Here is an 11,751-nt window from a genome sequence, read left to right on the forward strand (position 1 = left end):
AAAAAAACAGCGAGGACAACGAGGAGGGGGGGAGAGGATATCGGGGGGGGGGGGGGGGTTGTGGGGGGGGAAAAAAAAAAAAAAACCCCCCACGACCCCCACGCAGACCCGTACATATCGACATCAATCGGACACTCGGCCGCCAGGAAGTGTCCCCTGTGGACGCTCAGAACCCGATCGGTGCGCGCCTACCTGCCGCGGTCACCCGCACGAAGATCGACGAGTGCCGAAATCACCACTTGCAACCCACCCGGCCGGCGATTATGCGACTTTGCCGGGGGCCCTGACTCTCAAGGTAGGGAAGGAGGCCTTCGCGGAATCGCATCTCAAGTTCCAGGGACATCCCGCAACCAACCCTCCGCCCTTCGCCAGATGACCCCCAGATCGGCATCGGCAGTGCTCCAGGTGGTGGCGAGTGTGGTGCCGAGGTCGCGATACTTCCGCATGATCGCCACATGGGCGGGCAGCCCGACGAAACCACGCAGGCCATCGCGATCGCGCCACACCGAGACCGATCCCAGTCGCCGTCGCAGCGGTTCGGCCCACAGCCACTGGCCGATCGCCCCGGGCAGCCGAGGCCACTCGCGACCGAGCAGGTAACCGGCCCGATAGGCGCCTGGCGTGCTTCCAAAGCTGTCGAGCGTCAACGCGGTGACGCTGACCAGCACGTCTCCGGAATGATCCGCGGCCTGACCGATGATCCACTTGCTTTTGATCATGCTCGCTCCTCGCCTCAGCCCCAGATGACTGCACCTCGCTTATGATACGCGCATGCTTATAGTTAGGAGTGCGTGCCGCCTACCCCGTTGGCGCGCGGATGAATCCAACGGGACCGGGTGAACGACCAAGTGCATGCTTCCCGGTGACACCGCCCCGGTGAGGCTGCCGACCACGTCATCGTGTCGAGAAAATCGGGCATGAAGATCAAGTACCGCCTGCTGGCGCTCGCCGCGGTCATCGCCACGACCCTCACGACCGCTCCCCCGGCCTCCGCCATCGGCAGTCCTCGGCTCCTTCTCGGACAGGACTTTCCGGATCCCGACATCGTCAAGACCGACTCCGGCTACTTGGCCTTCTCCACGAGCACCGGCGCGGTGAAAGTGCCGTACGCGAGCGCTCCCGGGCCGGAAGGTCCTTGGCGGGTGGCCGGTGACGCTCTGGCAGCGGTTCCGAAGTGGGCCAAACCGGACGGCGGGTTCTGGGCTCCCGATGTCACCCGGCTTTCCGACGGCACGTTCCTGCTCTACTTCTCGGCGGCGGTGGCCACTGGAGGGGAAATGTGCATTGGGGTCGCGACGGCGGCGAAAGCCGAAGGGCCGTACACGCCCGCCGGGGAAAGTCCGCTGATCTGCGTACCCGGCGACGGCGGTGACATCGACCCCCAGACCTTTGTGGACTCCGACGGTTCGCGGTACCTGCTCTACAAAAGTGACGGCGCGGCGGTCGGCCCTCCCGCGGCGATCTGGTCGCAGAAGCTGCTCGCCGACGGACGGACCCCGACCGGCCCGCGTATCGAACTCCTCCGGGCGGATCTCAGCTCCGAAAAGGCGGTCGTCGAGGCACCGGCGGTGGTGAAGACCGCGAGCCGGTACCTGTTGTTCTACTCGGCCGACACCTTCCAGAGCTCCGGCTACCACACCGGATATGCCTCGGCACCCACATTGAACGGACCGTTCGTGAAAGCCGACGCACAGTTCCTGTCCACCGATCTGCTCGGCGGCAAGGTCGACGCACCAGGTGGGGCGGACGTCGTCGACGGTCATATCTACTTCCACGGCTGGCTCGGCGGCGGCCGCACGGCGCGTGGACTGTTCCAGCTGCCCATCGCGTTTCCGAACGATCTTCCCCAGCTCGGCTGAGCGCGCGTCCGTCTGGTGGGCCACGAACCACCCACGTGGCCGAACACCGCGCCGACCGGCCCGCCCTACGCTGAGGAGGCGTGCCCTGGACCGCGGCCGAACCAGCGAAGGTGAATCCGGCCGTGCCACAGGAGATCGATCGATGACCACCACCAAGGAACTCGACCCCACCCGGATCGACCAGATCGGCGAGGACCTGGACACGCTTCGCCGTCGCGTCGTCGACGACCTCGGCGCGGCCGACGCCGACTACATCCGTACCGTCGTCGCGGTACAACGGCTCTGCGAGTTGTCAGGGCGGACGCTGCTGTTCGCCGGCTGGTTCCCGCCTGCCTGGATCGCCGGCGTCGGCGCGCTGGCGCTGTCGAAGATCCTCGACAACATGGAGATCGGCCACAACGTCCTGCACGGGCAGTACGACTGGATGAAGGATCCCACCCTCAATTCGCGGACCTTCGAATGGGACATGGTCTGCCCGAGCGGGCAGTGGCGCCGCTCGCACAACTTCATGCACCACACCTACACCAACATCCTCGACAAGGACCGCGACGTCGGCTACGGCATCCTGCGGATCACCGAGGACCAGAAATGGCATCCCTACTACCTCGGCAATCCCCTCTACGCGGCCGCGCAGGCGCTGTTCTTCGAGTACGGCATCATGCTGCACGACCTCGAGGCGGACAGGATCGTGCAAGGACGCCGGAGCTGGTCGGACGTCCGGCCGCTGCTCGGTCCGATGCTCCGCAAACTCGCCCGGCAGACGGGAAAGGACTACCTGGTCTTCCCGTTGCTCACCGGCCCCTTGGCGCCGCTCACCCTGACCGCGAACGCCACCGCCAACCTGACGCGGAACCTCTGGGCGTTCGCGATCATCTTCTGCGGGCATTTCCCCGACGGCGCCGAGGTCTTCACCGAAGAGGAGAGCGAGAACGAGAGCCGCGGGCAGTGGTACCTGCGCCAGATGCTCGGTTCGGCGAACATCTCCGGCAGCCCGCTGTTCCATCTGCTGTCCGGCAATCTCAGCCACCAGATCGAGCACCACCTGTTCCCGGACATCCCCTCCCGCCGCTATCCGCAGATCGCCGCCGAGGTGCGGGAAATCTGCGAGAAGCACGGCCTGCCCTACAACACCGGCTCCCTTTCGCGGCAGCTCGGCTCAGTCGTCCGGAAGATCTTCCGGCTGGCTCTGCCGGGCAGGTGAAGGTCATCGTTCGGCGACGCGTTCCACCTTTCCGACCAGGAAGACGTAGGACAGGATCCCGGCGATCGTGATCACGGTCATGTAGGCGAAACCGGGCGCGAAACTGTCGTCGGTGACGATCAGCCCGATCACGATCGGCGTCGCGATCGACGACAGATTCCCGATGAAGTTGAACATCCCGCCGGTGAGCCCGAGCAGCCGCTGCGGAGCCAGCGCCGACACCAGCGACCAGGTGATCGACGCGAGTCCGTTCCCGAAGAATGCCACCGACAGGATCACGATGACCATCGCGGTCGAATCGGTGAAACTCGCGGTCACCATCACCGTGCTCAGCAGCAGTCCGGCGATGATCGGCCCCTTGCGCGCCACACCGAGCGAAGCACCGCGCCGCACCAGGAAGTCCGACAGGACACCGGAAGTCAGCACCCCCGCCAGCGCGGCGATGAACGGCAGGGACGCCAGGAAGCCGGACTTGATGTAGTCCATCTCCCGGTACTCCACGAGATAGGTCGGGAACCAGGTGAGGAAGAACCAGAGCGTCGAAGTCAGGCAGAACTGGCCGAAATAGATGCCCCACAGCTTACGTCGGCTCAGCACGGTCACGAGATCCGACTTCGAGATCCGTGTCCGCTCCCGGGGCAGGTCCACCAGTCCGCCGCCGGACCGGATCAGCTCGACCTCGGCGTCGTTGGCCCGCGAATCCCGCGGCTCCCGGTACCCGGCGTACCAGAGCACCGCCCACAGGATCCCGACCAGCCCGGTCGCGACGAACACCCAGTGCCACGAGAGCATCGTCTGCAGCCACGACAGCACCGGGGTGAGCAGCGCGAGACCGATGAACTGGCCCGAGGTGTAGAAGCCGATCGCGGTGGCCCGCTCGCGTTCCGGAAACCAGACGGTCGCGATCTTGCTGTTGATGGGATAGGCGGGTGCTTCGAAGGCGCCCACCATGAGCCGCAGCACGATCAGCGCCACGAAACCACCGATGATCCCCATGAAGAACGTCGCGAGCGACCACAGGACGAGGCAGACCGGGTACAGCAGCCGCGGCGGCATCCGGTCGACCAGCCAGCCGCCGGGCAGCTGCAGCGCGGCATAGGTCCAGCCGAAGGCCGACAGGAGCAGACCCTGCTCGGCCTTGGTCAGCTCGAGTTCACCGGCGATCGCGGGCATCGCGATCGACAGGTTCGACCGATCGAGATAGTTGATCACCACGGTGACGAACAGCATCAGCGCCACCAGCACCCGGAACCGGGACGGACGAGTGGCGAGAGCGGGACCGGCGGGCGAGGTCCGGGTCATGGCGCTCACCACTCCGCGAACGAGCCGTCGGCGTGCCGCCACACCGGGTTTCGCCAGCGATGTCCCTCGGCGGCTCGTTCGGCGACGTACTCCTCGTTGATCTCGATGCCGAGTCCCGGTCCGCGAGGGATGGCGACCTGGCCGTCGTCGTAGGTGAACACCGCCGGATCCGCCAGGTAGTCGAGCAGATCGTTGCCGGTGTTGTAGTGGATGCCGAGGCTCTGTTCCTGGATCGTCGCGTTGTAGCACCCCGCGTCGATCTGCAGGCAGGCCGCCAGCGCGATCGGCCCGAGCGGGCAGTGCAGGGCAAGCCCGACGTCGTAGGCCTCGGCCATATGCGCGATCTTGCGTGCCTCGGTGATCCCGCCGCAGTGCGACGGGTCTGGCTGGATGATGTCCACCGCCCCGGACGCGAGCACCGCTTTGAAGTCCCATCGGGAGTACAGCCGCTCGCCGAGCGCGATCGGGATCGGCGAGGAGCGCAGGACGTCGGCGAATCCGTCGACGTGCTCGGACAGCACGGGCTCCTCGACGAACATCAACCGGTACGGCTCCAGTTCACGCAGCAGGACCTTCGCCATCGGCTTGTGCACGCGGCCGTGGAAGTCCACCCCGATCCCGACGTTCGGGCCGACGGCCTGGCGTACGGCGTCCACATTGGCCACACACCGGTCGACCTTGTCCCAGGTGTCCAGATAGGACAGTTCCTCGGTGCCGTTCATCTTGACCGCGGTGAAACCCCTGTCCACCACCTCGCGCGCGGCGCGGGCCGTCTCCGCGGGACGGTCGCCGCCGATCCACGAGTAGACCTTGATCCGGTCGCGCACCCTGCCGCCGAGCAGTTCGTGCACCGGCACGCCGAGCGCCTTGCCCTTGATGTCCCACAGTGCCTGGTCGATACCCGCCAGCGCGCTCATGTGGATGCCGCCGCCCCGGTAGAACCCGCCGCGGTAGAGCACCGTCCACAGATCCTCGATCTGGGTGGGATCCCGGCCGATGAGGTAGTCGGAAAGCTCGGCCACCGTGGCGGCCACCGAGGCGGCGCGGCCCTCCAGGACCGGTTCTCCCCAGCCGGTGACGCCTTCGTCGGTTTCGATCTTCAGGAACGACCAGCGAGGCGGTACCTGAAATGTCGTCATTGACGTGATCTTCATGGTTTTCCCTACTCCTGATGCCAAATCCGGGAGAGTGCGGCCGCGCGGACACCGACTTCCCCGGCGGTGTCCCCCGGCCGGTAGAGGCAGGTGCCCAGTCCGGCCCCTGCCGCCCCGGCCGCGGCCCAGGCCGCCAGGTTGGTCTCGTCGATCCCGCCGACCGGCAGGAGCCCGACGTCGGGCGGCAGTACCGCGCGCCAGGCCTTCATCCCCCCGATGCCGACCGCGTCGGAGGGGAAGAGTTTCAGGTTCCGCGCTCCCGCGGCGAGCGCCGCGAAGGCCTCGGTCGGCGTCGCCACGCCCGGGTACGGCGTCAGACCGGCGTCGACGGCGGCGCAGATCACCGCCGGATCGCAGTTCGGGGCGACGATCAGCCGAGCGCCGGCGTCCCTTGCGCGGACGACGTCGTCGGTGGAGAGCACGGTGCCCGCGCCGATCGAGCACCGGTCGCCGAGCGCGTCGGCGAGCAGCCGCACGCTCGCGAACGGCTCGGGCGAGTTCAACGGCACCTCGATGGCGGGGAACCCCGCGTCGGCGAGCGCGCGGCCGATGCCGACGACTTCGCCCGGGGTGACGCCGCGCAGGATCGCGATCAAGCCGGTCACGGTTTCACTGTCCTTTCGAGACGGTCTTGGTTTTTGCCGGACACCAGCCCGGCGGCCGAAGCGATCCGCCACAGTCCCCGGGCGGTGCACTCCTCGGTCAGCACCGTGGCGTCCACGCCCCTGTCGGCGAGCGCGAGCGCGTAGCGGCGGCACAGCTCGCCGGCCCCGCACAACACCAGATGCGGATCCGAATCCGGGAGCAGATGGGAGACCTCGTCGGCGATGAGCACCCCCGACAGGTAGTCGGCCACCGAAGCGGGCTCCAGGATGCCGTCGAGGACGAGGGGGCGGGCGCCGAACGCCTCGGTGGCGAGACCTCGTGACCGCCGCCCCGCGGCCAATCCGCGAGCGAACGCCGCGTCGTCGCGAACGGGCTCGGCCGCCGTGCGGGCGAGAATGCCGTGGGCGGTCAGCAGGCCGTAGAGCTCCCCCGTCATCGCGGTGGCGAACCCCGTCACGGTGCCGCCGTCGACGCGGACCCATTTGCTGTGGGTCCCCGGCAGCACCACGGTGACCGGCCCGCCGGTTTCGCCGAGCAGGTCCAGCACCCCGACGAGCTGGGTCTCCTCCCCGCGGATCACGTCACCCGGCGTTTCACCCGAAGCGATCCGCAGGCCGGGGACGAGATGGACCATCCCGTCGCGATGAGCGACCGGCACGAGCTCGGTGAAGTCCAGAAGGGTGGGCACGGTGCGATAACCGGTGTCGGCCCAGCCCTGCGCGCTGCCCACCATGCCGCAGGCGATGACCGGCACCCCGGGGAACGCGCCGAGCCAGTCGCCGCAGACGTCCCGGAACGCCGCTTCGTAGGCGGCCGCCCTGGCACGCGGATCGTCGAGCTCGACGTCGGCGGTCGTGACGATCAGCCCGCGCGCCGAGCGGCGGGCGTCCAGGATCTCCCCGTCGGCGCCGAGAAGCCAAGCCCGCTGACCGGTGGTTCCCCAGTCGAGGGCGACCAGGCCGGGCTCCGTCTCCGTCATGGGACGACACTGTGCGGTCCGATTCCCGATAATGCGAACGGCGTCCCTATATGTAGGATCGCGCCGTGGCCGAAACAGCACCGCCCGGAACCCAGACCCTCGCCCGCGGCCTCGCGGTGATCCGCGCCGTCGCCGAGGGCGCGACCGATCTGCGTTCCCTCGTCGACCGCACCGGACTCGGGCGCAGTACCGCGCACCGGCTGGTCCAGCTGCTGGTCAGCGAGGGCTACCTGCGTGGCGGGCGCGACGGCTACACCCTCGGCCCCACGCTGATCGAACTGGGCTTCCAGGCGTTGCACGGCAATCCGTTGCCGGTGGTGGCCAGGCCGGTGCTGGAGGAGCTGTCCGCCCAGCTGCGCGACACGGTGCACCTCGCGGTCCGGGACGGGGATTCCGTGCTGTACCTGGACAAACTGCCGGGCTCACGGGGTGCGGAGATGCGCTCGCGGATCGGGCACCGGATGCCGCTGACCCGCACCGGCGTCGGCATGGCACTGCTGCTGGACTCGGCGCCGGAATGGCGGACGCGATACGAGGCGGAGGCGCCCGCGGAACCCGACCAGGTCCGACCCAAGGACCTCGAAGCGTTCCTCGAACGCATGCGGGAGTACGCCGAGGCCGGGGTGGCGCTCGATCTCGAAGACAACGAACCGGGGATCCGCTGCGTGGCGGCGCCGATCCGGGACGCGACCGGCGAGATCGCGGGCGCCGTCAGCGTGTCCGCGACCCGGCCGTACATGCCCACCGCCCGGATGCGGGGCCTGACCGGGGTGGTCGGCCGAGCCGCACAACAGGTTTCGGCGGGATTGGGCTACCGCGGACACTGAGTTTCCCCGGAACGCGAATCGCAGGGTGCCCCCTTCCGCTCGGCGTCTCCTTTGTATACATTGCATGCAATGGATGTCTATCAGGAGGTCCGCGGTCTGATCGTGCTTGGCACGTATCCCGCCGGCCGGCCGGTCACCGAACTGGAGCTGTGCGAACGGCTCGGCGTCAGCCGCACGCCGGTGCGGGAAGCGTTGCGACGGCTGGAGAGTGACGGCCTGGTACGTCCGGCGAGGCGCGGCGTGACCGTGGTCGAGCTGGACACCAAAGCACTGCGGGACGTCTACCTCATGCGCGCCTCCCTGGAGGCGTTGACCGCCGAGCTGGCCGCACGACGACAGCGGGACGGCGAGCTGTCACCGGCGAGCCTCACCCGGCTCGCCGAACACGCCGATCTGGCCGATCAGGCCACGCGGCGAGGGGATCTCGTCGCGGGTGTCCGGCACAACCGGGAGTTCCACCGGTACGTCGCCACGCTCGCGGACAACCAGGCGGTACTGGAGGTGCTGGACCGGATCTGGGACCAGATCACCGTCTCCACGAGGGCCTCGTTGTCCGTGCCCGCCCGGCCGATCCTGGTGGACGGCGAGCACCGGCGGTTGATCGAAGCCATCACCGGCGGCGATCCGGCGGAGGCCGCCGCCCACGCGCGCGAGCACGTACTGGCCACGATGTCCGTCCTCACCGAACAAGGAGAAGAAACGTGAACAGGCAGCACGACTATCGGGTCACGGTGCGCTGGAGCGGCGACACAGGAGCCGGCTACCGAGGCTACGGCCGGGACCATGACGTGCTCGTCGACGGCAAGCCGCCGCTGAAGGGCAGCGCCGACCCCGCCTTCCGCGGCACCCCCGAGCGGTGGAACCCGGAGGAGTTGCTGGTCGCCTCCCTGTCGGAGTGCCACATGCTCACCTTCCTGTCGCTGTGCGCGCGGGAGGGAGTCGTGGTCACCGGCTACGTGGACGCCGCCAGCGGTGTCATGCGGGAAGAGCCGGGCGACAGCGGCCGGTTCACCGAGGTCGTGCTGCGGCCGGAGGTGACCGTCGCCGACCCGGCCGCGATCGAGCGGGTCGAGGCACTGCACAAGCAGGCGCATGACAAATGCTTCATCGCCAACTCGGTGAACTTCCCCGTCCGGCACGAGCCGGTCACCGCCGGTTCGTGACCGCGGCGCGGTAGCGGGTGCCGGGCGAAATCCCACCCGGCACCCGCACCTCGTCAAGACCGGCCAGGTGCGAGCAGCGGTCCTTCGTACCGCAACGTATCGCCCTCGCCGTACACCCGGACCGTCAGCTCGGGTGGCTCCCACGGCGCGAAGACCTCGTCGACCGTCCGGGGTGCCGGCCCCAGATCCACCTCGACGGCGAAGGTGTGGGCCACGATTTCGGCCGGGACGACGACGCCGTCCGCGTCGGCCACCTCCAGTCTGCGCACCCCGGCGTCGACCGCCCCGAGCACACCAGGCCGCGAACTCCACACCGCGAAGCCTCGCTCGGTGGTGTCGTTGCCGTATCCACCGCTCATGATGTTGAACAGGGTGCGCTCCCCCTCCCGGAAAACGCACTCCGCCTCGGGACCCGAGTCGTGGTAAGCCAGCAACCGCCCGTTCCCCGTGCTCGTCCCGATCCGTGCGCCGGTATGCCACCCTTCGTGCGACACCGCCTCCACCGAACCCGCTGCCTCCGCCGCCCGGTAAAGCTCGGTCAAGACCGTCAACTCCGCGGTCCACCTCGCGGTTTCTTCATCCCTTGGTGGGGTCACTACGCGTGTACTCTCCTCTCGGCACTGTCCACAATGGTCACTATCGAGGCTGACACAGGTCGATGTCGATCACATCGGGGTTTTCCCGGAGATCGCCCGGTGCCGCTACACGATTCCGTGCAAACGTCGGCGCCTGGGTCCGACCGAACCAGCCCGTTGGGCCGAGCGGTGCAATCTCCCGGGTTCTCCGTCATGAGGTTCGTCATGGCGAGTCGCACCGTCGCCGGGGTAACCGGCGACACATCGACTCGGAGAGGTCAGGCTGATGACCGCGCAATGCACGGACGAGATCGGCGAAATCGGTGTCTGGCTGATGGGCGAGTTCGGCGGTCGCCTGCCCGCCGCGGTGATCAGCCGGGTGCTCAACGCGAGCAGGCGTGACCTCGAAGGGCGGATCGACCCCGAGGAGCTGGGCGAAATGTTCCACAGCCTCTGCCGCTTCCGGCTGCAGCGGATCGTGGCGTCCGACCGGTGGATCACGGTCAAGGTCCCCGGCAAAGTCGCATAACCACTGGTCGACCCCACCTCTATGGCGGGACAAGGGGAAGGTTTCGTGGCAGACCCGGCGGGAGCGGGCTCACACAAGGGGCCTCGCCGGGCCCTAGGCTGTCCACAAGGGACACCTTTCGAAACGCGCGGAAACGTGCATAGCGTCATCAATCGGACACTTAATCGCCCGGCGATGTCCTTTGTGGACACTGAAGCCCCGCCGGTGTCCGGAATCAGGCCTGCCCACCTCGACTTTGCCGGGCTCCTGGCATCTAGGCGCAAGGAAGGGGACCATCACCTACTCGCCACGAGCAAAGAGCTCCGGAACCGCCGGAGGTCCCGGCATCAGGAAGATGCCACCCACGCCACGAGTAGGTGGGCGAGCCAGAACCGGCATTACCACTCACGAGTCCGCTGGACGGCGATGTCACGCAGGGTGTGCGAAGGTGACGTCATGGCCACCACCAGCAGCCGATTCCCCGTGTCCTGGACCACCGTCACGCCGGTCCTCGCCATAGTGGTGCTGGCGCTGAGCTGGGGCCGCGATCTGGGCGCGGTTCCGGTGGCCATCGTCGCGATCGCCCTCGGCGCGACCGTGCTGGCCGCGGTCCACCACGCCGAAGTGGTCGCGCATCGCGTCGGGGAACCTTTCGGTTCGCTGGTGCTGGCGATCGCGGTCACGGTCATCGAGGTCGCGCTGATCGTCGCGATGATGTCCTCCGGTGGCCCCGAGGCCGGGACGCTGGCCCGCGACACGGTGTTCGCCGCGGTGATGATCACCACGAACGGCATCGTGGGCATCTCGCTCATGGTCGGCGCCCGCCGCTACGGCGAAACGCACTTCAACCCCGAAGGCAGCGGCAGCGCCCTCGCCACCGTCGCCACGCTCGCGTCGGTCACCCTCGTGCTGCCGACGTTCACCTTCAGCACGCCCGGCCCGGCCTTCAGCGGTACGCAGCTCACCTTCGCCGCGATCGCCTCCCTGCTGCTCTACGGCCTCTTCGTGCTCACTCAGACGGTGCGCCACCGCGACTTCTTCCTGCCGGTGGACACCGACGGCTCCATCAAGGAGGAAGAGCACGCCGAGCCGCCGACCAACAAGGCCGCGCTGGCCAGCCTCGGGCTTCTCCTCGTCGCGCTGGTCGCCGTGGTCGGACTGGCGAAGGTCGAATCGCCCGCGATCGAGGCGGGGGTCCGCGCGGCCGGTTTCCCGCAGTCGTTCGTCGGTGTCGTGATCGCCCTGCTGGTGCTCCTGCCCGAGACACTCGCCGCGACGCGGGCCGCGCGGCGCGACCGGATGCAGACCAGCCTCAACCTCGCATACGGGTCGGCGATCGCGAGCATCGGGCTCACCATCCCGACCATCGCGCTGGCGTCGATCTGGCTGGACGGACCGCTCCTGCTGGGCCTGGGTGCGACCCATATCGTGCTGCTCGCGCTGACGATCGCGGTCAGCGTGCTCACCGTGGTCCCCGGGCGCGCCACCCGCCTGCAGGGTGGCGTGCACCTGGTGCTGCTGGCCTCGTTCCTCGTGCTTGCCATCAACCCGTGACACGTCCTCTTCGGACGCTCTTC

Annotated in this window: 13 protein-coding genes; 7 read left to right on the top strand and 6 right to left on the bottom strand. The window is 68.2% G+C overall.

Annotated features, from left to right (window positions below):
• Positions 1–326: 326 nt before the first annotated feature.
• Positions 327–719: a hypothetical protein gene (locus tag ACZ7KI_RS17955; RefSeq protein ID WP_470274230.1), complete on the bottom strand. Its 393-nt coding sequence runs from the start codon at positions 717–719 to the stop codon at positions 327–329.
• Positions 720–917: 198 nt separating this feature from the next.
• On the opposite strand from ACZ7KI_RS17955, the gene ACZ7KI_RS17960 reads away from it, so the two are divergent.
• The gene (locus ACZ7KI_RS17960) at positions 918–1,859 is read left to right on the top strand and encodes a glycoside hydrolase family 43 protein (RefSeq protein ID WP_470274231.1); all 942 of its coding nucleotides are present in this window, start codon (positions 918–920) and stop codon (positions 1,857–1,859) included.
• Positions 1,860–2,001: 142 nt separating this feature from the next.
• Complete coding sequence (locus tag ACZ7KI_RS17965; RefSeq protein ID WP_470274232.1) at positions 2,002–3,060, top strand: fatty acid desaturase family protein; 1,059 nt, start codon at positions 2,002–2,004, stop codon at positions 3,058–3,060.
• A gap of 3 nt (positions 3,061–3,063) precedes the next feature.
• Here the strand turns inward: ACZ7KI_RS17965 and ACZ7KI_RS17970 are convergent, their stop codons facing one another.
• From ACZ7KI_RS17970 to ACZ7KI_RS17985, 4 genes are read right to left on the bottom strand one after another with little or no spacing between them, the layout of a single operon-like run.
• Positions 3,064–4,362, bottom strand: coding sequence for an MFS transporter (locus ACZ7KI_RS17970; protein WP_470274233.1), 1,299 nt, complete (start codon positions 4,360–4,362; stop codon positions 3,064–3,066).
• A 5-nt stretch (positions 4,363–4,367) separates the two neighbouring features.
• Positions 4,368–5,516, bottom strand: coding sequence for a galactonate dehydratase (dgoD, locus tag ACZ7KI_RS17975; protein WP_470274234.1), 1,149 nt, complete (start codon positions 5,514–5,516; stop codon positions 4,368–4,370).
• Positions 5,517–5,524: 8 nt separating this feature from the next.
• A complete protein-coding gene (locus ACZ7KI_RS17980) occupies positions 5,525–6,121 on the bottom strand; it encodes a 2-dehydro-3-deoxy-6-phosphogalactonate aldolase (RefSeq protein ID WP_470274235.1) in 597 nt (198 codons plus the stop codon).
• Positions 6,118–7,101 (bottom strand): 2-dehydro-3-deoxygalactonokinase, encoded by a 984-nt coding sequence (locus ACZ7KI_RS17985; RefSeq protein WP_470274236.1) that lies wholly within the window; start codon positions 7,099–7,101, stop codon positions 6,118–6,120. Before ACZ7KI_RS17985 ends, ACZ7KI_RS17980 begins: the two co-directional genes overlap by 4 nt.
• A 65-nt stretch (positions 7,102–7,166) precedes the next feature.
• Between ACZ7KI_RS17985 and ACZ7KI_RS17990 the strand changes: the two genes are divergently transcribed.
• The 3 genes from ACZ7KI_RS17990 (at position 7,167) to ACZ7KI_RS18000 (ending at position 9,091) form a co-directional block, all read left to right on the top strand.
• Positions 7,167–7,928, top strand: a complete 762-nt coding sequence (locus ACZ7KI_RS17990; RefSeq protein WP_470274237.1) for an IclR family transcriptional regulator — start codon at positions 7,167–7,169, stop codon at positions 7,926–7,928.
• A 69-nt stretch (positions 7,929–7,997) separates the two neighbouring features.
• The gene (locus ACZ7KI_RS17995) at positions 7,998–8,633 is read left to right on the top strand and encodes a GntR family transcriptional regulator (RefSeq protein WP_470274238.1); all 636 of its coding nucleotides are present in this window, start codon (positions 7,998–8,000) and stop codon (positions 8,631–8,633) included.
• Positions 8,630–9,091 (top strand): OsmC family protein, encoded by a 462-nt coding sequence (locus ACZ7KI_RS18000; protein ID WP_470274239.1) that lies wholly within the window; start codon positions 8,630–8,632, stop codon positions 9,089–9,091. Before ACZ7KI_RS17995 ends, ACZ7KI_RS18000 begins: the two co-directional genes overlap by 4 nt.
• A 53-nt stretch (positions 9,092–9,144) precedes the next feature.
• Here the strand turns inward: ACZ7KI_RS18000 and ACZ7KI_RS18005 are convergent, their stop codons facing one another.
• Positions 9,145–9,633 (bottom strand): hypothetical protein, encoded by a 489-nt coding sequence (locus tag ACZ7KI_RS18005; RefSeq protein WP_470274240.1) that lies wholly within the window; start codon positions 9,631–9,633, stop codon positions 9,145–9,147.
• A gap of 319 nt (positions 9,634–9,952) precedes the next feature.
• On the opposite strand from ACZ7KI_RS18005, the gene ACZ7KI_RS18010 reads away from it, so the two are divergent.
• Both ACZ7KI_RS18010 and ACZ7KI_RS18015 read left to right on the top strand, forming a co-directional pair.
• The gene (locus ACZ7KI_RS18010; protein ID WP_470274241.1) at positions 9,953–10,195 is read left to right on the top strand and encodes a hypothetical protein; all 243 of its coding nucleotides are present in this window, start codon (positions 9,953–9,955) and stop codon (positions 10,193–10,195) included.
• 435 nt (positions 10,196–10,630) lie between these two features.
• Positions 10,631–11,728, top strand: a complete 1,098-nt coding sequence (locus ACZ7KI_RS18015) for a calcium:cation antiporter (RefSeq protein ID WP_470274242.1) — start codon at positions 10,631–10,633, stop codon at positions 11,726–11,728.
• Positions 11,729–11,751 lie beyond the last annotated feature (23 nt).

Source organism: Amycolatopsis sp. NPDC039088, from assembly GCF_055598845.1.

What these genes read in the sequence shown, in the direction of transcription:
- ACZ7KI_RS17965 (WP_470274232.1), top strand. Translation starts at nt 2,002, where the DNA reads ATGACCACCACCAAGGAACTCGACCCCACCCGGATCGACCAGATCGGC.
- ACZ7KI_RS17995 (WP_470274238.1), top strand. Translation starts at nt 7,998, where the DNA reads ATGGATGTCTATCAGGAGGTCCGCGGTCTGATCGTGCTTGGCACGTAT.
- ACZ7KI_RS18015 (WP_470274242.1), top strand. Translation starts at nt 10,631, where the DNA reads ATGGCCACCACCAGCAGCCGATTCCCCGTGTCCTGGACCACCGTCACG.
- ACZ7KI_RS17960 (WP_470274231.1), top strand. Translation starts at nt 918, where the DNA reads ATGAAGATCAAGTACCGCCTGCTGGCGCTCGCCGCGGTCATCGCCACG.
- ACZ7KI_RS17955 (WP_470274230.1), bottom strand. Translation starts at nt 719, where the DNA reads ATGATCAAAAGCAAGTGGATCATCGGTCAGGCCGCGGATCATTCCGGA.
- dgoD (WP_470274234.1), bottom strand. Translation starts at nt 5,516, where the DNA reads ATGAAGATCACGTCAATGACGACATTTCAGGTACCGCCTCGCTGGTCG.
- ACZ7KI_RS17970 (WP_470274233.1), bottom strand. Translation starts at nt 4,362, where the DNA reads ATGACCCGGACCTCGCCCGCCGGTCCCGCTCTCGCCACTCGTCCGTCC.
- ACZ7KI_RS17985 (WP_470274236.1), bottom strand. Translation starts at nt 7,101, where the DNA reads ATGACGGAGACGGAGCCCGGCCTGGTCGCCCTCGACTGGGGAACCACC.
- ACZ7KI_RS18010 (WP_470274241.1), top strand. Translation starts at nt 9,953, where the DNA reads ATGACCGCGCAATGCACGGACGAGATCGGCGAAATCGGTGTCTGGCTG.